The 21,530-nt window shown below is 39.5% G+C and carries 22 protein-coding genes; 20 read left to right on the top strand and 2 right to left on the bottom strand.

From position 1 onward, the window contains the following. Positions 1-173: 173 nt before the first annotated feature. From typA to BMY66_RS09260, 6 genes are all read left to right on the top strand, one after another. Positions 174-2,006 carry a translational GTPase TypA gene (gene typA / locus BMY66_RS09235; RefSeq protein WP_090394940.1) on the top strand — a complete coding sequence of 611 codons (1,833 nt, stop codon included), beginning with the start codon at positions 174-176 and terminating at the stop codon, positions 2,004-2,006. A gap of 7 nt (positions 2,007-2,013) precedes the next feature. Further along, the gene (locus BMY66_RS09240; protein WP_090394941.1) at positions 2,014-2,493 is read left to right on the top strand and encodes a cob(I)yrinic acid a,c-diamide adenosyltransferase; all 480 of its coding nucleotides are present in this window, start codon (positions 2,014-2,016) and stop codon (positions 2,491-2,493) included. Positions 2,494-2,544: 51 nt separating this feature from the next. Further along, positions 2,545-3,327 carry a GGDEF domain-containing protein gene (locus BMY66_RS09245; RefSeq protein WP_044935516.1) on the top strand — a complete coding sequence of 261 codons (783 nt, stop codon included), beginning with the start codon at positions 2,545-2,547 and terminating at the stop codon, positions 3,325-3,327. 9 nt (positions 3,328-3,336) lie between these two features. Continuing rightward, complete coding sequence (dapB, locus tag BMY66_RS09250; RefSeq protein ID WP_090394942.1) at positions 3,337-4,098, top strand: 4-hydroxy-tetrahydrodipicolinate reductase; 762 nt, start codon at positions 3,337-3,339, stop codon at positions 4,096-4,098. Positions 4,099-4,122: 24 nt separating this feature from the next. Then, complete coding sequence (locus BMY66_RS09255; protein ID WP_090394943.1) at positions 4,123-4,779, top strand: alpha/beta fold hydrolase; 657 nt, start codon at positions 4,123-4,125, stop codon at positions 4,777-4,779. A gap of 112 nt (positions 4,780-4,891) precedes the next feature. Beyond that, positions 4,892-6,502, top strand: coding sequence for a GGDEF domain-containing protein (locus BMY66_RS09260; protein ID WP_090394944.1), 1,611 nt, complete (start codon positions 4,892-4,894; stop codon positions 6,500-6,502). Positions 6,503-6,663: 161 nt separating this feature from the next. Here the strand turns inward: BMY66_RS09260 and BMY66_RS09265 are convergent, their stop codons facing one another. Continuing rightward, complete coding sequence (locus BMY66_RS09265; RefSeq protein ID WP_090394945.1) at positions 6,664-6,924, bottom strand: hypothetical protein; 261 nt, start codon at positions 6,922-6,924, stop codon at positions 6,664-6,666. Positions 6,925-7,015: 91 nt separating this feature from the next. Between BMY66_RS09265 and BMY66_RS09270 the strand changes: the two genes are divergently transcribed. The 8 genes from BMY66_RS09270 (at position 7,016) to BMY66_RS09305 (ending at position 15,700) form a co-directional block, all read left to right on the top strand. Continuing rightward, entirely contained in the window at positions 7,016-8,026 is a 1,011-nt protein-coding gene (locus BMY66_RS09270; RefSeq protein ID WP_044935527.1) for a phosphatidylinositol-specific phospholipase C domain-containing protein, read from the top strand. A 43-nt stretch (positions 8,027-8,069) separates the two neighbouring features. Then, entirely contained in the window at positions 8,070-8,318 is a 249-nt protein-coding gene (locus BMY66_RS09275; protein ID WP_049960292.1) for a hypothetical protein, read from the top strand. Positions 8,319-8,320: 2 nt separating this feature from the next. Then, entirely contained in the window at positions 8,321-10,315 is a 1,995-nt protein-coding gene (locus BMY66_RS09280; protein WP_090394946.1) for a methyl-accepting chemotaxis protein, read from the top strand. A gap of 13 nt (positions 10,316-10,328) precedes the next feature. Then, positions 10,329-11,330, top strand: a complete 1,002-nt coding sequence (locus tag BMY66_RS09285; RefSeq protein ID WP_177175638.1) for a substrate-binding domain-containing protein — start codon at positions 10,329-10,331, stop codon at positions 11,328-11,330. A 135-nt stretch (positions 11,331-11,465) separates the two neighbouring features. Then, complete coding sequence (locus tag BMY66_RS09290; RefSeq protein WP_044935533.1) at positions 11,466-12,293, top strand: DUF5067 domain-containing protein; 828 nt, start codon at positions 11,466-11,468, stop codon at positions 12,291-12,293. Positions 12,294-12,304: 11 nt separating this feature from the next. Next, positions 12,305-12,961, top strand: a complete 657-nt coding sequence (locus BMY66_RS09295; protein ID WP_044935536.1) for a DUF5067 domain-containing protein — start codon at positions 12,305-12,307, stop codon at positions 12,959-12,961. A 183-nt stretch (positions 12,962-13,144) separates the two neighbouring features. After that, the gene (locus BMY66_RS09300; protein ID WP_090394948.1) at positions 13,145-14,044 is read left to right on the top strand and encodes a nucleoside/nucleotide kinase family protein; all 900 of its coding nucleotides are present in this window, start codon (positions 13,145-13,147) and stop codon (positions 14,042-14,044) included. A 12-nt stretch (positions 14,045-14,056) separates the two neighbouring features. Next, the gene (locus BMY66_RS09305) at positions 14,057-15,700 is read left to right on the top strand and encodes an alpha-amylase family glycosyl hydrolase (RefSeq protein WP_090394949.1); all 1,644 of its coding nucleotides are present in this window, start codon (positions 14,057-14,059) and stop codon (positions 15,698-15,700) included. Between the two features lie 148 nt (positions 15,701-15,848). Here the strand turns inward: BMY66_RS09305 and BMY66_RS09310 are convergent, their stop codons facing one another. Further along, a complete protein-coding gene (locus BMY66_RS09310; protein WP_090394950.1) occupies positions 15,849-16,298 on the bottom strand; it encodes a CYTH domain-containing protein in 450 nt (149 codons plus the stop codon). 145 nt (positions 16,299-16,443) lie between these two features. On the opposite strand from BMY66_RS09310, the gene efp reads away from it, so the two are divergent. The 6 genes from efp (at position 16,444) to BMY66_RS09340 (ending at position 21,448) form a co-directional block, all read left to right on the top strand. Beyond that, complete coding sequence (efp, locus tag BMY66_RS09315; protein WP_044935548.1) at positions 16,444-17,001, top strand: elongation factor P; 558 nt, start codon at positions 16,444-16,446, stop codon at positions 16,999-17,001. A 2-nt stretch (positions 17,002-17,003) separates the two neighbouring features. Further along, positions 17,004-17,204, top strand: a complete 201-nt coding sequence (locus tag BMY66_RS09320; protein WP_033151764.1) for a hypothetical protein — start codon at positions 17,004-17,006, stop codon at positions 17,202-17,204. 115 nt (positions 17,205-17,319) lie between these two features. After that, positions 17,320-18,681 carry an MATE family efflux transporter gene (locus BMY66_RS09325; protein ID WP_044935552.1) on the top strand — a complete coding sequence of 454 codons (1,362 nt, stop codon included), beginning with the start codon at positions 17,320-17,322 and terminating at the stop codon, positions 18,679-18,681. Positions 18,682-18,784: 103 nt separating this feature from the next. Next, positions 18,785-19,930 carry an FprA family A-type flavoprotein gene (locus BMY66_RS09330; RefSeq protein WP_090394951.1) on the top strand — a complete coding sequence of 382 codons (1,146 nt, stop codon included), beginning with the start codon at positions 18,785-18,787 and terminating at the stop codon, positions 19,928-19,930. Between the two features lie 119 nt (positions 19,931-20,049). Beyond that, positions 20,050-21,003 carry an L-lactate dehydrogenase gene (locus tag BMY66_RS09335; RefSeq protein ID WP_090394952.1) on the top strand — a complete coding sequence of 318 codons (954 nt, stop codon included), beginning with the start codon at positions 20,050-20,052 and terminating at the stop codon, positions 21,001-21,003. 151 nt (positions 21,004-21,154) lie between these two features. Continuing rightward, a complete protein-coding gene (locus tag BMY66_RS09340) occupies positions 21,155-21,448 on the top strand; it encodes a hypothetical protein (protein WP_090394953.1) in 294 nt (97 codons plus the stop codon). The last annotated feature ends 82 nt before the right edge of the window (positions 21,449-21,530 follow it).

Here is a 21,530-nt window from a genome sequence, read left to right on the forward strand (position 1 = left end):
CTCGGTAAGCGCGAGGAGGAAGGCTCCATACAAGCTAGGAAGGAACCCCGAAGGGGGAGGTTGCCTAGCGAAGTGTGGAAGGTGGCCTCCGGGAGCATGAAAAACTTAAGTGCTACTTGCACTTTTTGGGGTTTTTACTGTAACTATAGGTTTGCAGTAGAAAAGGAAGTTTTATGGCAATTCAGAGTAGAGAAGATATTAGAAATATTGCGATTATCGCACACGTAGATCACGGTAAAACTACACTTGTAGATGAGCTTTTGAAGCAGTCTGGTGTATTCCGTGAGAATCAGGAAGTAGCTGAGCGTGTCATGGATTCAAATGACATCGAGCGTGAGCGTGGTATCACAATTCTTTCAAAAAACACAGCAGTATATTATAAAGATACAAAGATTAACATTATTGATACACCAGGTCATGCTGACTTTGGTGGCGAGGTTGAGCGTGTTCTTAAGATGGTAAATGGTGTTGTTCTTGTAGTAGATGCATTTGAAGGTGCAATGCCACAGACAAAGTTCGTTCTTATGAAGGCACTTGATCTTGATTTACCAGTTATTGTATGTATCAACAAAATCGATAGACCAGAGGCTCGTCCTGATGAGGTTATCGATGAAGTTCTTGAGCTTTTCATGGATCTTGATGCGTCTGATGAGCAGCTTGATTGCCCATTCATCTATGCTTCAGCTAAGGAAGGTTTCGCAATCAGAAGCCTTGATGAAGAGCATAAGGATATGACAGCTCTCTTCGAGACAATCGTTGATTACATTCCAGCTCCAACTGGTGATCCAGAGGCTCCTACACAGGTTCTTATCTCTACAATCGATTACAACGAGTACGTTGGTAGAATTGGTATCGGTAAGGTAGAGAATGGTTCAATCAAGGTTAACCAGGATGCTATCGTTGTTAATGCACACGACCCAGAGAAGAACAACAAGGTTCGTATTTCAAAGCTTTTTGAGTACGATGGACTTAATAAAGTAGATGTAGATTCAGCTGAGATTGGTTCAATCGTAGCTATCTCAGGTATTTCAGATATCCACATTGGAGATACAATTTGTGCAGTTGATGCACCAAATCCTATCCCATTCCAGAAGATTTCTGAGCCTACCATTTCAATGAACTTCATTGTAAATGATAGCCCGCTTGCTGGTCAGGAAGGAAAGTACGTTACATCACGTCACATCAGAGAGCGCCTTATGAAGGAGCTTAACACAGACGTTTCGCTTCGTGTTGAAGACACAGATTCACCTGATGCACTTAAGGTTTCAGGACGTGGTGAGCTCCATCTTTCAGTTCTTATTGAAAACATGCGTCGTGAAGGTTTCGAGTTTGCTGTATCAAAGGCAGAGGTTCTTTACAAGACAGATGAAAAGGGTCACAAGCTTGAGCCAATGGAGCGTGCATATGTAGATGTACCAGATGAGTTTACTGGTGCAGTTATCGAAAAGCTTTCTCAGAGAAAGGGTGAGCTTCAGAACATGACACCTATCACAGGTGGTTATACACGTATTGAGTTTAAGATTCCTGCACGTGGACTTATTGGATATCGTGGAGAGTTCATGACAGATACAAAAGGAAATGGTATAATCAATACAATTTTCGACGGTTATGAGATTTATAAGGGTGACATTGCTTATCGTAAGCAGGGTTCACTTATTGCATTCGAGACAGGTGAGTCTGTTACATACGGACTTTTCTCAGCTCAGGAGCGTGGTACACTTTTCATTGGACCAGGCGAAAAAGTATATTCTGGTATGGTAATTGGACAGAGCTCACGTGCTGAAGATATCGAGCTTAACGTATGTAAGAAGAAGCATCTTACAAATACTCGTTCATCATCAGCAGATGAGGCACTTACTCTTGTACCACCTAGAGTTCTTAGTCTTGAGCAGGCTCTTGATTTCATCGATGTAGATGAGCTTTTGGAAGTAACTCCAGAGTCTTTACGTATCAGAAAGAGAATCCTTGATCCTCTTATGAGAAAGAGAGCTAGCATTAGAAAGTAGGAGATTTATGGAAAAGGGAACTATACAGGCTTACTACGGAAGCGGACAGGGCAAATCAGCGGCAGCGCTTGGATATGCTCTGCGCTTTGCTTCGGAAGGTAGAAGTACAATCATAATCCAGTTCTTAAAATCAGAAAACGATTCAGACTATCTTGAAAAGCTTGAACCAGAAATCAAGCTTTTCAGATTTGAGCGTTCAAAAGAAGGTTTTCAAAATCTTACAGAAGAGCAAAAGCAGGAAGAAAAAATCAACATTCTCAATGGCTTAAACTATGCAAAAAAGGTTCTTGGCACAGGAGAATGTGATTTACTCATTCTTGATGAAATCCTCGGCGTTGTTGACGAGGGCATCGTTTCAGAACAGGATATAATGGAAGTATTAGAAGGCAAGTCAGTTTTCACTAATGTGATATTGACAGGTCTTAACATGACGCCTGGATTGTTTGAAATAGCAGACAGTGTATTAAACATTAAGCCAGAGAAATAATCTCTGGCTACTGTTATATTCTCAATTGTATGGTTTTTACGAGGAGAAGCTATGGTTAGAGGGTGGATAATCGGAAATAGCAGCGGACTGTTTTTTGGCATGTTTTCATGTATTGCTTTGATTGTGTTCATTTTTACAATGAGAGCTTTTGATCACAAGGTCAAATTCAGGTTTATCTATGGAGCAACAGCTCTATTAATTGCCATGTTTGGAACAATAATTTATTCAACATCAGGCTATATAATAGTTACTGTTCTTTCTTATATTCTGCCATTTTTGGCTATTGGAATCCTATTTTTGTATATGTATATGTATGCAGCTAGATATAACATAGATTCTGTATCCAGGTGCTACAAACGCAGATGCTTTTATGCAGACGCAGAAAGACATTCAAAGAATAAAATGGCCATTATATCAATGGATTTAAATGACCTAAAGTATATCAATGACAATTTTGGACATAAGGCAGGAGATATAGCTTTGCTTACTTTTGCTGAAGTATGTCGTTCTGTAAAGCCTAGCAAATTTATTCTTTACCGAACAGGTGGAGATGAATTCATGATGCTTGGAATAAAAGCCACAAAGGATGAAGCTGAAACGCTTATACATGATATAAGATTAAAGCTTCAAGAAACACCATACACATGCTCCTTTGGAATAAATATGTATAATCCATCCGATGATTTTGATGATGTTGTAGTTAAAGCTGATCAGGCTATGTACGAGGACAAACGAATGTACAAGGAAATGAAAATCAAAGCTAATCCTTCAAAAGATGAGGAATACGACGAATCACTTAGGATGTTTACTAGTAATATAAGTTTTTTAGATTGAGGTGACAAAATGACAAAAGTAGTTATGCACGGCTGCAACGGCCACATGGGAAGAGTTATTACTGATTTGTGTAAAGCTGACAGCGAAGTATCAATTGTTGCTGGTGTAGATAAGTTCAAGGGAATTGAAAATGAATACCCAGTATTTGATTCTATTTCAGATGTAGATGTAGACTTTGATGTGATTATTGATTTTTCAAATGCTGCAGCTGTAGATGACCTTTTGACATATTGCGAATCAAATGGCAAGCCAGTTGTTCTTTGCACAACAGGACTTACAGATGATATGATTAATCATGTTGATTCAGCTAGCAAGAAGGTAGCAGTTCTTCGTTCAGCTAACATGTCACTTGGAATCAACACATTATTTGATCTTTGCAAAAAGGCAACTCAGGTATTTGCAGATGCAGGATATGATATCGAAATCGTAGAGAAGCATCACAATCAAAAATTAGATGCTCCAAGTGGAACAGCACTTGCACTTGCAGATGCTTGCAATGAAGCATTAGATGAAAAGTATGAGTACTGCTATGGACGAGCAGATAGAAGAGAAAAGAGACCTAAGAACGAAATCGGTATTTCTGCAGTTAGAGGCGGAAATATTGTTGGCGAACATGAGGTTATTTTCGCAGGACTTGATGAAGTTATCACTATCAAGCACACAGCATATTCTAAGAGCGTATTTGCTAAGGGAGCTGTTGAAGCAGCCAAATTCTTAGCAGGAAAGCCAGCAGGGCTTTACGACATGAAGCAGGTTATTGCTGAGAAATAAGAGGAAAGATATAGAGGGCGAATTATGTATATTCAACTCAATTCACAGGTAATATGCTATGAGAAGACCGGCGAGGGTACGCCGGTTATTCTTATACACGGAAATAACGGAAATCTTCATGATTTTGATGCTTTAGCAGAGACTATGAGCATGTATCATACAGTTTACGCTATGGATTCAAGAGGCCATGGAGAGAGTGCAACTCCAAAGGAATATCATTATAGAGATATGGCTGATGATGTGATTAACCTTATTAGAGCATTGGAAATCGAAAAGCCATATCTTATTGGATACTCAGATGGTGGCATAATAGCCCTTTTAGTTGCAATCAAAGCTAGCAAATTACTTTCTGGAATTGTATGCTGTGGCGCAAATCTTTCACCATCTGGAATACATCACAGAGTCCTTCGTGAAATGAAAAAAGAATATAAGAGAACAAATGACCCTAAGATTCTTATGATGCTTGAAGAGCCTGATATTTCGCCATCAGACTTACGTCGTATATCCGTGCCTGCAATGATATTTGCAGGAGAAGATGACTGCATTAAAGAAAAAGAGTCTGAAAAAATTGCAGCTAACATTCCAGAGGCAGAATTACATATCCTGCCTGACGAGAATCATGATAGCTACATAGTTGGTACAAACCGCTTATTTAAGTACATTTCAGGCTTTTTGAGGTAGAAGTATTCCTTGTGTTTATGAACTATCCATGATAATATTGTTATAAAATTGTGAAAAAGAAACTAAATGTTATTAAATATAACGTTCAGCTAGATAACAAACAGGGGTAGTTATGGTACAGGAAAATAAGGGTAAAAAAATGGGGCTTCTAGCCCAAATAAACATAGCGATAGTTATGGCGGCAGCTATAATTCTCGCTTTGTGTTACTTCTCTACTACAGACACGGTAGATAATGTAATAACAGAAGAAATAGAGCCATACTCGGTAGCAGTGTTATCAGATGGCTCTAAGGAATATTTCTTTAAGTTGGTAGATTATGACTATCACTATTCTGGAATATCATTCTATACATCACATCAGTTAGTCACTGCCTATAATATGGGTAGAGAGATTTATTCTTTCAACACAACAGGTGGTTTCTGGACATCAAGTCCGGGGTCTTCTTATCACTTTATTGAAATTAATGAAAAAATGGTACAGATTGCAGTTATTGTAAAGCCTGTATATGATATCGTGGCAAATCAAAAGCTTACATTCTACATAGGTAGTACATATGGAATGTATGATGGGCTTATGACAAACTCAATGCCAAGATTCTTCGTTAGTATATTGATTATATTCCTTAGCGTTTTACTGTTTTTATATTATGCAATAATGCGCGAAAAACAGCAGCTCGGTAGAGAATTATTATATCTTGGATATTTTTCATTTTTTGCTGGTCTGTGGTCATTAAATGAGACAGATGTATCATCACTTATGATGAGCAACAAAATTGTTGATTCACTTGTTCCATATATATGCTTAATGCTTATCGTTCCATCAATGATTATGTTTTTTGATGCATATTTGGGAATACGATGTATTACTTGTAGAAAAATAATTCTTTCGTATTCAGTAGGGCAGGCTATTGTACTTACCATATTACACTTCACAAAGATTGCGGAGTTTAGAGAAACACTGATTTTCATGCAGATTTTACTTGTTGTAGCGGGCTTCTATCTCCTGGTTGGAATGATTAGCATGCTCATTAAGCGTAATTTTTCTAGACGTCTTGAAATATGCGCGATGGGGCTTTCATTGTTCATACTTACTTTGATTATTGATTTGGGACAGTATTATTTGGATCTTGGTGATGCTGATAAAGTTGGTAGATACTTATTCTTGATATTCGCATTCTTGCTTGCGTTCGATATGATTAAGGATGCAAATGAAATTATTGAAAAGGGTCGTCGTGCAAAACAGCTTGAAGTATTTGCCATTACTGATAGTATGACAGGCTTGTTTAACAGAAATGCATTTGAGAGCCATGTTAAAGCCGGTGGAAGTCTTGAAGGTTTGGTTGCAGTTGTAGCCGATGCTAATGGATTAAAGAAATGCAATGATACATACGGCCATGAGGCAGGCGATGAATACATTACAATAGTTGCCAACATATTCAATAGTGTCTATGGTAAATATGGAAACTGTTATAGAACTGGTGGAGATGAGTTCTGCTGTATTATTCCTGCAAATCGTCACGTTAATATGGATCGCCTTAAAAAGCTATTCATGTCAAAGGTATATACAGCCAACCTTGAAGGTGACCACGTCTTCGACATCGGCGTAGCCGTCGGACATGCTCGCTATGACTCAGAGCTTGATCCTGACTTCCGAGCCCTCGTCAAACGTGCCGATGCTCACATGTACGAAAACAAACGTGAGCTCAAGGCCGCCATATCCTAACTGGCTGAATTCCACCCATACCTTAACGATAGAATTGTAAAACTTTGTAAGAACACCTACTAATAAATATGGGAGACTACACATTTAGATAATCCTAAATCTGTGATTGTGCCGGGCAGGCAGGGGAGTCCGAAGCCCCAGGTACAAGCAAGCCGTGGGGGTTACTCTACTGCGGTGGAATTCATCCAGTCTATCAGCTCTTGGAGGCCGTCCTCGGTGAATGGGGCGGTGTTTGTGAGCTTCTTTTCGTCTGGTGTGTTTTCGGAGCTGAAGGGGCCAGGCCATAGGGTGGCTTGGAATTTGTCGTCAGCACCTTCTTCACTTACTTTTTCAATTTTATAGCATTTCTTGCCGTCGCTCCCTGTAAATGAGGGAGCTTTTTTGTAATATCCTAATGAAAGGAGTCTCTTTCGTTCTATCATAAGCTATATTTTAAAGAAACTATAAGACTTTGTCACTAATAAATGGTAAAATGAGCTTAAGAAAATAACTGGAGATAGGGGGATGCGACATATGGGAAAAGGACGACTTTTTAGAATTGTGTGCGGGATAATGATTGCGATTATCGTAGTCATTCTTGTGGTACTTTTTGTAAGTGATGACGATACTTATTCAAGCGTAAGTATTGATGAATCTGTTCCTTATGCCGATACAACTAGTTGGATGGGCAACCTATCTGACGACCTTTATTTATCAGAGATTACAATTCCTGGTACCCATGATAGTTGTGCTAGAAATGTTATGCTTGGTTATGTGATGAGATGCCAGGACACCGATGTCTCAGAGCAGTTGGAGAACGGATATAGATATTTGGATTTTCGCGTTGCCTTAGACGAAAAGACAAATAAAGTAAAGATGGTTCATAACTTTGCCAGCTGTCATGAAGATGGCAATCTATTTTCGGATTATCTCTATTTTGATGATGTGTGCGCTGATGTATATAGCTTTTTGCAGCAGTATCCTACAGAGACAGTCATTGTAAACATTAAGATAGAAGATGATGACCATTCGGTTAGCGATATCCAAAATTTATTAACTGAACAGATAAGTGCTAATAAAGATTATTGGTACACTGAGGATGAGATACCTTTGCTTAGTGATGCAAGAGGTCGTATTGTTCTTGCAACAAGATTTTCAGATGCAGCTGCAACAGATATGATGGGCCTTAATATGCAGTGGACTGAGCAGGACAACAATACACCAATCGATATCCCTTATGAGCTTTATGTGTATAACAATTTCAGAGTGTGGATACAGGACAGATATAAATACAACGTTGAGGATAAGTATGAAGCAATCGTAGATGGCCTTGAAAACTGCGAGGCTGACGAAAATACACTGTTCCTTAATTTTGTTAGTACAAGTGGAGATGGAAAAATTGGCCATCCACGTGGATATGCAAATACATTAAATGAACTTTTAATGGAGTATCAATTAAAAGATGATACTAGCTATGGAATTATTATTGTAGATTTTGGTAATAAGGACTTAGCAAGACATATATATTATACAAATCAGTTTTAAATACTAAGTCATTTAGATAAAAAATAACATAGGAGGAAAGTACATGGAAAAGCTAGAGAATGAAGAGGTAAATCCAATCCTATTGGAGTTCCTTGATGCGGATTCCTTCGAGGATAAGTATAAGCTTTTGGTTGCAACGCCAACAATGGATTTTGACGACCTTCTTATTGACAACATGGCGTCATCCATTGATGTTGTAATTGATGACGGAGATATCGAATCAAGACTACAGGACTTAAAAGTTTGTGTACGTACTAGAGCCAAATACGAGACTGAAAGATTTAGGAGATAGAAATGGCAAACACAAAAATAAAAACAAAGCGCAAAAAGATTAAAAACAAATTAATTTTTTTGCTTCTACCAGTGGTAATAGTCACTATTCTCGTGTTAGTTGGAATAGCAACTGTTCTTTCTAGAAATAGTATGACAGAAATGGCCACAGCACAGTTGGATTCATCAATTTCTAATCAGGCAGACAATATCGAAGCCTGGCTTGACGAAAATCTTGAAAATTTCTCAACAGTAAAACAAGTAATTGAACAGACACAGCCAGATGAAGAGGGGCTGCAGAAAATCCTGGATTCATTCTATGGATTTAATAAGTATTGCACTGAAGGTCCATACGTTGCTACAGCAGACGGACGCTTCTATGCAGCAAGCGGTTCTGGCTTAAAGGTAACAAATCCTACAGGAGAAACATTCTTCAAGCAGGGTATTACTAGTGTAAATATGAACTACGGAACGGCTTATACAAATGATGAGGGGACATCTGTAATTAGTGCATCTGGTATTTTAAATGATGGCAGTGGCGAACTTAAAGTAATTGCTGCAGATTTATCCCTTGACCAAATCAGTATCATTGTAAATTCAGGAGTAAAGATGGATTCTGCAGCATCATTTCTTATCGATGCATCAGACAACACTATTCTTGCTCATAGAGATCCAGAGCGTATATCTACTACTCTTACAACTTCAGATAGCGATAAGCTGATGGCAGCCATCGCAGAGAAGCTTGAGACTAGAGATTACGATACAGTTGCATTGAATGGATACGAAATTGCATTTAGGGAGATTCAGGGAACAGACTGGGTACTTATTTCATATATTGCAGATTCAGTTATCCTTAAGGATGTTATGAAGCTGACAAATCTCCTCATTATAGTAGGAATTATTGCAGTAATTGTTATAGTAATTATGATCAACCTCCTGGTATCTAAAGTTATTGCTCCACTTGGACATATCACAAAGAACATTACAGATATGTCAGCAGGTGATTTCACAATCGAAGTTAAGCAGGAGAGCGATGATGAAATCGGCTTGATGGGAAGTAAGGTTAGCGAGTTTGTGGAATCAATGCGAACCATGCTTTCTACAATTAATGAGGAGTCTGAAAAGCTTAAAGAGCAGTCGGACAACTCAGATAGAGTATCAAAAGATATGTTTGAGGCATCTCGTTCACAGGCAGATGCAATGCAGAACTTAAATAGCACTGTTGATCAGTTAGCAGTGGCAGTTAATGAGATTGCAGAAAATGCTACAACTCTTGCCATGGTTGTTTCTGACACTAGGGAGAATTCTAACCAGGCTAACGAAAGCATGAAGGAAACAGTTGAAATCAGCAAGAAGGGCCGAGATGATATGGAACAGCTTTCTGTTGCTATGCAGGGAATCAAAAATAGCAACGATGAGCTTGTTAACAAGATTAATGATGTTGGCAAAGCATCAGAGGAGATTACAAAGATCGTTGGCTTAATTGCAGAAATTGCAGACGAGACAAATCTTCTTTCGCTCAATGCTTCAATTGAAGCTGCAAGAGCAGGCGAGGCTGGCAAGGGATTTGCGGTAGTAGCAAGTGAGATTGGAAAGCTTGCACAGAATTCGGCAGCCAGTGCAGATAATATATCAAGGCTTATAAATGATGTTCAAAAGGCTATCAATTCTGTAGTTGAACAGGCTGAGGCAAGCGCAGAAAACATCGACGCAAACAGCCAGCTTATTGATACAGCGGTTGATACATTTGATCAGATTTACCAGAATATTGAAAAGTCAAACGAATTGCTTGATTTAATGATTCAGGATGTGGAAAAGGTTGATGATGTTGCAGGTAACGTTGCAGCCATTTCAGAGGAGCAGGCAGCTAGTGCTGATGAAATCCTTGAAACAAGTCACCACATGGTTGAGCAGGCAAATAGTATCACAGCCAGCAGCCAGGATGTTGCAGATAATTCACATGAGCTTGCAAGCACATCAGATACACTTTCAGCTTATGTTCAGCAATTCAAGATATAGAGGGGGCTATGGCATGAAATCAAAGATAAAAAAACTATTATGTATGACTATGATAGGCGTGCTGGCTGTAGCTTCTATGGTTGGATGTGGAAGTACCAGTTCGTCTGCCGGAAATGTTTCAGGAAAGGGCACTAATATCTATTTTTCAATACCGGATGTTGATGATACTTTTAGAGCAGCACTTAGCGATGCTATAAATGAGGCGGCAGCTGAAGCAGGAGCAACAGTAACAACTGAGTATTGTGGTAACAGTACAGATGAACAGCTCCATATGATTGAAGCAGCAGCGGCATCTGGAAAGTACAACGCTATCATTTGCCGTATTGTAGATATTTCTACTGCTCTGCAGATGGAAATTGCAGCAGGAGATTTACCTATTGTATTTGTAAACAATGAGCCTAGTTCAGAGTATTTAAAGGCAGACAAATATATTTATGCAGGATCTTTTGAACAGGATGCTGGAGCATTCCAGGCTGAATACGTATGGAATAAGCTAGGCAATCCATCATCCATGAATATTGTGATTCTTGAGGGCGAGAAGGGCCACGCAGGAGCTATTGGTAGAACAAATGCTATCAAGTATTTTTACCGTGATAATGGAGTAGATGCAAACATAGTATTTATGGACCATGCAAACTGGTCAGATACTGAGGCATATGAAAAACTAGATGTGTTTAAGCTTACAAATCAGAGCTTCGATGCAATCTTCTGTAACAATGACACAATGGCGCTTGGCGCAGTTAAGTGGCTTAAGGATAATGGTTATGATCCATCAAAGTATCTTGTAGCTGGTGTAGATGCCACAGCTGACGGATGCGCATCAATTAAGGCGGGAGATATGTATATGACAGTTTTGCAGGATGCCCAGGGCCAGGGAGTTGCAGCGGTAAATGCATGTGCAGTATTGTCCAAAGGCCAGTCAATTTCATCAATTGAAGGGGCTACAGATGATTTGAAATACGTGCTGGTTCCATTTGTTCCAGTTGACGCTTCAAATGTGTCAGAAGTTCAATAATAGACTAGATAAAATCGATGAGTAATAATACTCATCGATTTTTTTTATTTTGTCTTAATTTATTGAAATAAGTTCAAAGATGAGATAAAATTAACTAGCTATAAAATTAGAAAAAAAGCGTTTAGGAGGATGATTATGAAAAAAGTAACGCTATTAGCTGCCACAGTTGTTATGGCAGGCTCACTTTTCACAGCATGTGGTAAAAGCTCTACTCCACAGTACGAGGCAACAGTTGACGAGGTTTTTACATGTGGCACTTACGACGGAACAGCATTGGTTGTAAATCTTGATGCTACAAACAACACAGACTCATACATAGATAGTTATACAGTTGCGTATAGTCTTGTAGCTACTCTTGATGGTACAACACTTAGCACATCTTATTTGGGATCTGACAACCCATACGCTATTGCTGATTCAAAGATTAAGAGCGAAGAGTCAGGAATGGTTCAGGCAGCATTTGATATCTCAGGTATTGATTACGATGAGGATTCTGAACTTCAGCTTGAATTAACATCTTACACAATCAAGGATTACAAAACTGTAGGCGTTCTTGATGAGACTATTTCAATGGCTGATGTTGAGGCAAAGGTTTCTGAAAGTGAATTTGATGTTTCAATTGACAATGTAACAGTTACAGATGATGGAGAAGGAACAAACATCGTAGTTATTGATTACACATTTACAAATGATTCTGATGAGGCTACAAGCTTTGGTTCTGCAGTTACAGAGGAACTCTTCCAGGATGGTGTAGCTCTTCAGCGTGGATACCTTCCATACAATCACCCATTACGTGAGGATATGGATGATGACAATGTATACACAGACATCAAGTCTGGTGCAAGCATTCAGGTTCGTGAAGTATTCGAGCTTACTAGCGATTCAAATGTAGAAATTAAGCTTACAGATAGACAGAGCTTTGATCAGGCAGTAATCTTGGAAAAGGAAATCCAGGTTAAATAAGGGAGGCCAATATGAAAAAGAGATTATTAGCAGCTCTTCTTGTTTCTTTTGCACTTGTATTTGGTGTAACAGGATGTGGTAAATCTTCATCTATCAAGGATAAAATCGAGCAGTCAGCAGATGACGAAGAAGATGAGGATGAAGACGAGGACGATGACAAGGATTCAAAGAAGAAGTCAGAGGATGACGAGGATGATGACGATGTTATCGTAGCAGGCACAATCGATACTTCAAGCAAGTATGCATTTAATGTTGATACAGCATTACTTGGAACAGATGAGTATTATGATGATGTAGTTATTGTTTACCTTGTTGGTGAGTTTACAAACAACTCTGATGAGGTAATGGATTTTGCAAGCGTAGTTAATGTTGAAGTAAAGCAGGATGGTATTTCTCTTGATAGAGCATATATTTCTGGTACATCAAAGCTTAACTATGCAGAAATCAAGCCAGGTGAGTCTATTCCAATTATCTTAGGATATGAGTTGGATAGTGCAGATTACGATGTTGATATCGTTTGTACAGATTACACTCACTACGCAGATGAGGTTCTTTTCGAAGGCTCATATTCAATCGACGATTTGATTGATAACACAAATGAATATATTGATGAGTACGACGATTACATCAGTGACGAAGGAATTGATGAATTCGAAGATTCTCTTTAATCATTAGCTTTTAATTAGGCTGCCACACTTTAAGGGTGTGGCAGCTTTTTTGTTTGTGCATTCAGACAGATTTTTCGGTAAATTAAATAAAATTGGGGTAAAGCGGTTTAACGTTAAATATATTTTGGTATACTTATTGCGTGTTGTTTATGTCATATCTATAGTGAGCAGGAGGATATTATTATGGCTATTGATCTTAAACAATACGAGGCACTTCCACATGGCGATATGCCAGGTGACAAGGTAGAAATAGGTGAGGAGCATGTTAAAAAGGCAACTCTTATTATGGAGAAACTTGAGGGCATGCTTGATGAGGTTATCGCAAAGGATGGCAGAGCTGTCATAGCTGTTTGCGGTGGCTCAGGAGTAGGAAAGTCTGAGACAGCGTCTCTCATTTCTTATTTCTTAAATGAGAAGGGCATTGGTGCTTATACAATGTCAGGAGACAACTATCCTAGAAGAATTCCTATGTACAACGATGCTGAGAGACTTCGCATCTTTAGAACTAGCGGTGTAAGAGGCCTTGTAAAGGCTAATGAAGCAACACCTGAACACTTCGACAAGCTTAGAGCTTGGCAACAGGAGGAGACAGATGCTTCAGCTGACCATGTTTCAACTGATCCATGGATGAAGGCTTACCTTGATGCTGGTAGAGAAGGACTCGTAGGCTATCTTGGCACTACAAACGAAATTGATTTCGATGAAGTAACTGGTATTGTTAAGGCTTTCAAATCCGGCCAGGATAAGATCTACCTTAAGAGAATGGGTAGAACCGACTCTGAACTTTGGTATGATGAAGTTGATTTTACAAACAAAAAAGTTCTAGTTATTGAATGGACACATGGTAATAGTGATAACTATGAAGGCGTGGATATTCCAATCCTTCTCAACAGCACACCAGAAGAGACACTGGCTCACCGCAGAGCTAGAAATCGTGATGGCAAGACTGATAGTGCATTCACTATGCTTGTGTTGGAACTCGAGCAGAACCTTTTAAAGTCACAGGCTCACAAGGCAAAAATTATTCTTTCTAAATCAGGTGAGTTACTTTCATATAGTGAATATGAAAGTCTTATGAAGTAGGAGGGATTAGTGATGAGCAATGGACCAATGTTAAATGCCTATCCAGATTCTATGGGTGGCACATTAGATGATATTGTAAAGGTTCTTAGCAAGGATGAATTGAAGGACGTATTCGAGTCATTCTACATCCTTCCAAGTATTTTTAATACAGACTTAGACAGAGGCTTCTCAGTAATTGATTATGGAATCAATGAGGAGCTTGGTAGCAAGGAAGCCATTGAGGCTATCAAGGATATGGGCATCGACCTTAAGCTTGATTTCATCCTTAACCACGCATCTGTATTATCAAAGGAGTTCCAGGATATCATCAAAAATGGTGAGAATTCTAAGTACAAGGATTTCTTCATTGACTGGAACAAATTCTGGGAAGGTTGCGGTACTCTCACAAAAGAGGGTTACATTCAGCCAGATGAAAAATATATCAAGGATATGTTTTTCCGCAAGCCAGGTTTACCAATTCTTATGGTAAGATTCCCAGATGGAAGAAACGTACCATATTGGAACACATTCTACCAGGAGGTTCGCTACAAGAATCTTGAAGCAGAAGACCTCATGGAAAAGATGGATATCCAGTATGTGGCTGCTACACGTTTAGCACAGTGTGTTAATTCCCAAATCAGCCAGGGAACAAGCGTAGCAGAATTGAAGCTTGGAAAATACGAACAGTATCGTGATGAGGTAGTTGATTTACTTGAGAGCAGTCGTAGATACTTAGGACAGATGGATTTGAATATCAAGTCTCCACTTGTTTGGGAATTCTATGAAAACACTCTTAAGACACTTTCATCATACGGTGCTAAAATCGTCAGACTTGATGCATTCGCATATGCTCCTAAGGAGCCAGGAGAAAAGAATTTCTTGAATGATCCTGGTACTTGGGATTTACTACAGAAGGTTAGAGAGCTTGCAGACAAAAACGGAGTAACATTACTTCCAGAGATTCACGCAAGCTACGGCGAGAAGATTTATGAGTTAGTAGCAGGCAAAGGCTATATGACATATGATTTCTTCTTACCAGGACTTCTTATATACGCAATCGAAAATCACAATCCAGATGTTCTTATCAACTGGGCAAAAGAGCTTGTTGAAAAGGATATCAGAGTTGTAAACATGCTTGGTTGCCACGATGGTATACCACTTCTTGATTTAAAGGGACTTCTTCCAGAAGACGAAATCCAGAAGATGATAGATGTACTTGTTTCTAGAGGAGGATTTGTAAAGGATCTTCACGGAGCAAAGAACATGTACTACCAGGTAAATGCCACATACTACAGTGCATTAGGTGATGACGATAAGAAGATGCTCTTTGCCAGAGCAATTCAGATGTTCATGCCAGGTAAGCCACAGGTATGGTACTTAGATTTGTTCGCAGGAAAAAATGATCACGAAGCTGTTGCTCGTGCAGGCGCAGGTGGTCACAAAGAAATCAACAGAACAAATCTTACAATGGAGCAAATTGAGGAAGGACTTAAGAAGGACGTTGTTAAAAAGCAGATTGAGCTTTTACAGCTTCGTAAGTCACATCCTGCATTTGGTTTTGATAGTAAACTTTCAATCAATACCAATGGTTCAGTTGTTTCCTTTACATGGACAAAGGATAATGACACCATTACTCTAGAGGCAGATTTTGAAAGCCTAGAGTACCAAATTAAATAATGACGAAGCCAGCATGTTACGGCTACAAGCCTACTGATTTCTTCGCTCGACGAATGTCTCGCTTAAGAAATAGTAGAGCTTGATGCCTACATACTGGCTTCTGTTTTTTTGAGTATAATCTACACTATGTAAAATCTTTCTAGGTAATTTACGAGAGCGGGTTGCCGAATATCATGTTTGAGTTGTGGTAACGGCGGTCGCTTGTGACGTCTTCCCCAAACCATTCTGGTGGGGTGAAGGAGTTGGCGGCTTCCTCATTTGGAAACTCTACCTCAGCCATAATGAGGCCTTCCATGTGACCAGAGAACACATCAAGTTCGATTGTGTATGGATCGAGTGGAATAAGATAGCGGCGCTTTGTGATAGGATAGCCATCAATCTTTTCAAGAAGATGTTCGTAGGCTTCCTTGGTGAGAGGAGCTTCGATTTCCTCGCGAGCCATCAATCCACTTCCTTTATATGTCAGAATATATGCGTCATCTTTTCGACGAATTCTAACGACAGGACTTGTAGAAAGGTATCCCTGTTCAATTTCAACATACTTATATTGGCCTAAATCAGGCAATTCTTTGATTAAAAATTTTCTTTCAATTTCCATGGATTTATAGTAGCAAATAAAGAGAGAAATGAAAATATATTGAAAAAAACTGAAATTTGCGGTAGAATTACCATTACGAGTGCTAATATATCCGGGCGATGTGGTAGGGCTCGGTATAGGTATAGCTTTTAAGGAGGAATTTATAATGATTACAGCCGGTGATTTTAGAAACGGTATGACTATCGAAATGGATAATCAGGTTTATCAGGTAATTGAATTTCAGCACGTAAAGCCAGGTAAGGGTGCAGCTTTCGTTCGTACTAAGCTTAAGAACATAAAGAACGGTGGTGTTACAGAAACATCTTTCCGTCCAACAGAGAAGTTCCCAGCAGCACGTATCGATCGTAAGGATATGCAGTATCTCTACAACGATGGTGACCTTTACAACTTCATGGATGTTGAGACATACGATCAGGTTGCTCTTACAGCAGATCAGATTGGTGACGCTCTTAAGTTCGTTAAGGAAAATGAAATCGTAAAGATGCTTTCACACAACGGTTCAATCTTCTCAGTTGAGCCACCTATGTTTGTTGAGCTTCAGATTACAGACACAGAGCCAGGTTTCAAGGGCGATACAGCTACAGGTGCTACAAAGCCTGCTACAGTTGAGACAGGTGCTGTTGTATACGTTCCACTTTTCGTTGAGAATGGTGAGACAATCAAGATTGATACTAGAACTGGAGAGTATTTATCAAGAGTTTAATTATGGATTATAGAGAATACCCGCTTTCGGAGCTTTTAAAAAATCGAAAAATATTTGCCGTATTTGACGAAGAATTTCAAAAGGGCACTTGGCTGGATGCCACAGCTCTACTTGGAAGCGAAAGCACAATCAACCAACTTTATCGTGATGGCACAGTACCTCGCGATACCCTAGACAGGATAGTTGAGCGTCTCTCTAAATAATGCAAATCAAGGACCTTAGGATTACCTAGGGTCCTTTTTTATGTTGTTAACCTATTGTGTAAAACGGGGCAATACAGTACCATTGGAGAAAATGATGTAATTGGAGAAGGGCGTAATGACAAAGGATAACGAGATTAGAATAGACAGTAAGCATTTTTACAGTAGGTTGGCGACCATAGCGGGGCCGATAGCGTTTCAGAGTTTGATGCTGGCGCTGGTGGCTGCCTGTGATGCGTTGATGCTGGGGAGAGTGGCACAGGAGCAGATGACGGCGGTTTCCCTGGCTACGCAGATACAGTTCGTTCAGAATATGCTGATTATGGCTATTACGGGAGCGGGAGCAATCCTTGGAGCTCAGTACTGGGGCAAAGGTGATAAAGAAACTATACAGAAGCTTTTTGATATGATGCTGAAGTATGCAGGGGCTATTTGCATAGCCTTCTTTATCGGATGTGAGGTTTTTCCAGAGGCCTTGATGCATGTGTTTGCAAGCGACCAGACTTTGATTGAGCTTGGTGCTGCTTATCTCCGTATTGCAGGAATCTCATATTTGATAACGGGTGTGTCACAAAGTTATCTAGCTATTATGAAGGTTACAGATCATGTCAATGAAAGTGCGTGGATTAGTAGCTGTGCTGTGGTGCTCAACGTAGTGTTTAACCTGATATTTATCTTTGGTTTTCTGGGAGCTCCAAGAATGGAGGCAAAGGGTGCAGCCCTGGCAACAACTATCGCACGTATAATAGAGCTTGTTATTTGTCTTGCAATTTCAGGAAGAGCAGGTTACATTAGGCCAGCCTTTAGCAAGATGTTTTCTATAAGTAAGCAACTTACTAAGGATTTTTGGCGACAGTGTTTGCCACTGATGGGAGGCTCATTATTTTGGGGCGTTGGATTTACTTCATACACTGCAATAATGGGACACATGGGTGTAGATGCAGCTGCAGCAAATTCTATTGCAGCAGTTGTAAGAGATTTGATTTGCTGCGTTTGTAATGGTATTGGAAGTGCGGCTGGAATTATTGTTGGAAATGAACTTGGTGCTGGTAATCTAGAAATGGGAAAAGCTTATGGAATCAAGCTTATGAAGATTTCTTACGTAATCGGCATTGCATCTATGCTTATCGTATTTGCGGTAACTCCGCTGACAGTTCATATGGTACTTCTTACTGACGAAGCCAGAAAATATCTTACAGGTATGATGTGTATAATGGCTGTTTACATGATAGGGCGATGTGTAAACACTGTCACAATAAACGGTGTGCTAGATGGCGGCGGAGATACCATATTCGATATGTATAGCCTGGCTGTGTGCATGTGGGGAATAGCAATTCCTCTGGCGCTGTTGGGAGCTTTTGTATTCCACTGGCCAGTGTTGCTGGTATATTCATGCACATGCTTGGACGAGGTTGGAAAAATTCCATGGGTAATGATTCGCTTTAGAAAGTACAAATGGGTGCAGAATTTGACCAAATAGTTTAGTAATTTCTATTTGAGAACTTTTTATCGATAAAGATGAAATCATAGATAGTTATATTGCTATTTGGTAAGATAGAGATATGTAAAAGGAGGATTTGGTAATGACAATTTCAGAAGCTATTAAATATATAGGCTGCGATGATAAGACTATCGATTTGTTCGAAAGTCAGTATCCAGTTCCTAACGGAGTATCATACAATTCATATGTGATTTTGGATGAAAAGGTCGCTGTTATGGATACAGCAGATCCTAGAGTGACAGACCAGTGGTTGGCAAATCTTGATAAGGAGCTGGCTGGACGTACACCGGATTATCTTGTGGTTTCGCACATGGAGCCAGATCACTCTGGTTCAATCAAGGTATTCCTGGAAAAATATCCTGATACCATAGTAGTTGGAAATGCCAAGACATTTACAATGATGGCGCAGTTTATGAATGCCAGCATATTTGAGAATAGAAAGCATGTGGTGGCTGAAGGGGATAAACTTTCACTTGGAAGCCATGAGCTTACATTTATCATGGCACCAATGGTTCACTGGCCAGAGGTAATGGTTGAGTACGAATCTACAGAGAAGGTTCTTTTCTCGGCAGATGGATTTGGAAAGTTTGGTGCGCTGGATGTGGATGAGCCATGGATTGACGAGGCCCGTAGATATTATCTTAATATTGTGGGTAAGTATGGCGCATCTGTGCAGGGATTGTTGAAAAAGGCAGCAAATCTTGATATCCAGACAATCTGCCCATTGCATGGACCAGTTTTGACAGAAAATTTAGGTTACTATATTAATCTTTATGATACATGGAGCAGTTATAAGCCAGAGGAAGAGGGCGTGCTTGTTGCATGCGCTTCTATCCACGGTAACACTAAGAAAGCTGCCCTTGAGCTTGTTGATAAGCTAAAGGCAAATGGCACAAAGGTGCAGTTTATCGACCTTACAAGAGAAAGCTTGTCAGAGGCTGTTGCCAGAGCATTTTATTGGGATAAGATGGTGTGCTGCGCTTGTACTTATGATGGAGGATTATTCCCACCAATGCAGGATTTCTTACATCATCTTACAGCAAAGGCTTATCAGAATCGTAAGGTTGCATTTGTTGAAAATGGCACATGGGCGCCTCAGGCAGCTAAGTGCATGAAGGCAATTCTTGAGCCAATGAAAAATATGGAATTTGTGGAGCCAGTGGTTTCTATTAAATCAACACTACAGGATTCATCGGTGTTAGATGATTTGGTAGTAGCATTAAAGTAATAAAAATTTTTAAGTGAGCAAGTAGTACACAAGCTCTGATAATTCTCAAGTGAGGCGTGTTGCCGAACGGAGAATTCATCAGGCTTGTGGACGTGACTTGCGGAAAATAGGAGGTGCGTATGGCAGTAGAAGTAAACCATAGAAAAGTAGCGATTATAGGAGCGGGATTTGTAGGCTCAGCTACAGCTTTTGCTCTTTCTCAGAGCGGTCTGTTTTCAGAGATGGTTTTAATTGATGCAGACCATGAAAAGGCAGAAGGTGAGGCGATGGATATTTCCCATGGCGCACCATTTACAAAGCCTATTAAGATTTATGCGGGAGATTATGATGATGTTGCAGATGCAGCTATCTGTGTAGTTACAGCTGGTGCAGGACAAAAGCCAGGTGAGACAAGACTTGATCTTGTACACAAGAATGTTGGTATCTTTAAATCAATCATTCCAGAAATTTCTAAGAGAGATTTTGGCGGAATTTTGCTTATCGTAGCAAATCCTGTTGATGTTCTTACTCTTGCAGCTTTAAAGCTTTCTGGTCTTCCAGAAAATAGAGTAATCGGCTCAGGTACAGTTCTCGATTCTGCTCGTCTTAAGACTGAGCTTGGTGAGCACCTTGGCATTGATAGCCGTTCAGTACATGCTTTTATTATTGGTGAGCATGGGGATAGCGAAATTGCTGCATTTTCAAGTGCTAATGTTTCTGGTATTCCTCTTAATGATTTCTGTGAAATGAGAGGTCACTTTAATCATGAGGCATCTGAAAAGGCAATTGCAGAACGTGTAAAAAATGCTGCTTACGAGATTATAAAGAGGAAACATGCTACATATTATGGCGTAGCTGTTGCGGTCAGACGTATCTGTGAAGTTATCATCCGTGATGAGAAATCAATCCTTCCAGTATCATCTATGATGCACGGTGAGTACGATATTGATGGTGTTTGCCTTTCAATGCCAGCTGTTGTTGGTGCTGATGGATTGGAGACAAAGGTTCCAATTTCTCTTGATGAAGATGAGATAAAGGCACTTCAGGAATCTGCCAAAACTCTTAAAGAGGTTGTCGGTACTATTGAGTGGTAAATTAATGTGCTAACTATATAATTAATAAAGGCGAGGGTTTCCCTCGCCTTTGATATCAATGTCATATTATATGAGAAATTCTATAAGAGTTTTTTACCGACAGATAAATTTATAAAAAACATAAAGAGGCTAAATTAAAGAAATATTAGATATGAGAAATAAATCACCACTTAGTATAGAACTTTATAATACGCTAGTGCAGGATGGCTACGGGCACCAGTTTGCAACGTTGATAACAGATAATCTAAACACGGATTTCACAGCTGGGCGAATGCTAGGATATCTTGCTCATTATGACCATCTTCCAGAAGTAGAAATTGCGGACGAGATGCTTGCTATATTAAGTGATAGAAAGCAAATCATGGATAAAAAGGCTGCAGAAAGCTATAATGCAGCTTGGAATAATTATAGACAGGCTGGAATATTTGATAATATCGAGGAATAATTATTCTACAATGTAAATTGATAACTGCTTATAGAAAATAGCTATAGCATATATTTGTTTCAGGTAGTCTATAATTACAAGT

The sequence above is a fragment of the Pseudobutyrivibrio sp. C4 genome (assembly GCF_900111635.1).
Classification (GTDB): domain Bacteria; phylum Bacillota; class Clostridia; order Lachnospirales; family Lachnospiraceae; genus Pseudobutyrivibrio; species Pseudobutyrivibrio ruminis.

Bases quoted from the DNA above. Each gene is read 5' to 3' on its own strand.
- typA (WP_090394940.1), top strand. From the start codon at position 174: ATGGCAATTCAGAGTAGAGAAGATATTAGAAATATTGCGATTATCGCA.
- BMY66_RS09240 (WP_090394941.1), top strand. From the start codon at position 2,014: ATGGAAAAGGGAACTATACAGGCTTACTACGGAAGCGGACAGGGCAAA.
- BMY66_RS09245 (WP_044935516.1), top strand. From the start codon at position 2,545: ATGGTTAGAGGGTGGATAATCGGAAATAGCAGCGGACTGTTTTTTGGC.
- dapB (WP_090394942.1), top strand. From the start codon at position 3,337: ATGACAAAAGTAGTTATGCACGGCTGCAACGGCCACATGGGAAGAGTT.
- BMY66_RS09255 (WP_090394943.1), top strand. From the start codon at position 4,123: ATGTATATTCAACTCAATTCACAGGTAATATGCTATGAGAAGACCGGC.
- BMY66_RS09260 (WP_090394944.1), top strand. From the start codon at position 4,892: ATGGTACAGGAAAATAAGGGTAAAAAAATGGGGCTTCTAGCCCAAATA.
- BMY66_RS09265 (WP_090394945.1), bottom strand. From the start codon at position 6,924: ATGATAGAACGAAAGAGACTCCTTTCATTAGGATATTACAAAAAAGCT.
- BMY66_RS09270 (WP_044935527.1), top strand. From the start codon at position 7,016: ATGGGAAAAGGACGACTTTTTAGAATTGTGTGCGGGATAATGATTGCG.
- BMY66_RS09275 (WP_049960292.1), top strand. From the start codon at position 8,070: ATGGAAAAGCTAGAGAATGAAGAGGTAAATCCAATCCTATTGGAGTTC.
- BMY66_RS09280 (WP_090394946.1), top strand. From the start codon at position 8,321: ATGGCAAACACAAAAATAAAAACAAAGCGCAAAAAGATTAAAAACAAA.
- BMY66_RS09285 (WP_177175638.1), top strand. From the start codon at position 10,329: ATGAAATCAAAGATAAAAAAACTATTATGTATGACTATGATAGGCGTG.
- BMY66_RS09290 (WP_044935533.1), top strand. From the start codon at position 11,466: ATGAAAAAAGTAACGCTATTAGCTGCCACAGTTGTTATGGCAGGCTCA.
- BMY66_RS09295 (WP_044935536.1), top strand. From the start codon at position 12,305: ATGAAAAAGAGATTATTAGCAGCTCTTCTTGTTTCTTTTGCACTTGTA.
- BMY66_RS09300 (WP_090394948.1), top strand. From the start codon at position 13,145: ATGGCTATTGATCTTAAACAATACGAGGCACTTCCACATGGCGATATG.
- BMY66_RS09305 (WP_090394949.1), top strand. From the start codon at position 14,057: ATGAGCAATGGACCAATGTTAAATGCCTATCCAGATTCTATGGGTGGC.
- BMY66_RS09310 (WP_090394950.1), bottom strand. From the start codon at position 16,298: ATGGAAATTGAAAGAAAATTTTTAATCAAAGAATTGCCTGATTTAGGC.
- efp (WP_044935548.1), top strand. From the start codon at position 16,444: ATGATTACAGCCGGTGATTTTAGAAACGGTATGACTATCGAAATGGAT.
- BMY66_RS09320 (WP_033151764.1), top strand. From the start codon at position 17,004: ATGGATTATAGAGAATACCCGCTTTCGGAGCTTTTAAAAAATCGAAAA.
- BMY66_RS09325 (WP_044935552.1), top strand. From the start codon at position 17,320: ATGACAAAGGATAACGAGATTAGAATAGACAGTAAGCATTTTTACAGT.
- BMY66_RS09330 (WP_090394951.1), top strand. From the start codon at position 18,785: ATGACAATTTCAGAAGCTATTAAATATATAGGCTGCGATGATAAGACT.
- BMY66_RS09335 (WP_090394952.1), top strand. From the start codon at position 20,050: ATGGCAGTAGAAGTAAACCATAGAAAAGTAGCGATTATAGGAGCGGGA.
- BMY66_RS09340 (WP_090394953.1), top strand. From the start codon at position 21,155: ATGAGAAATAAATCACCACTTAGTATAGAACTTTATAATACGCTAGTG.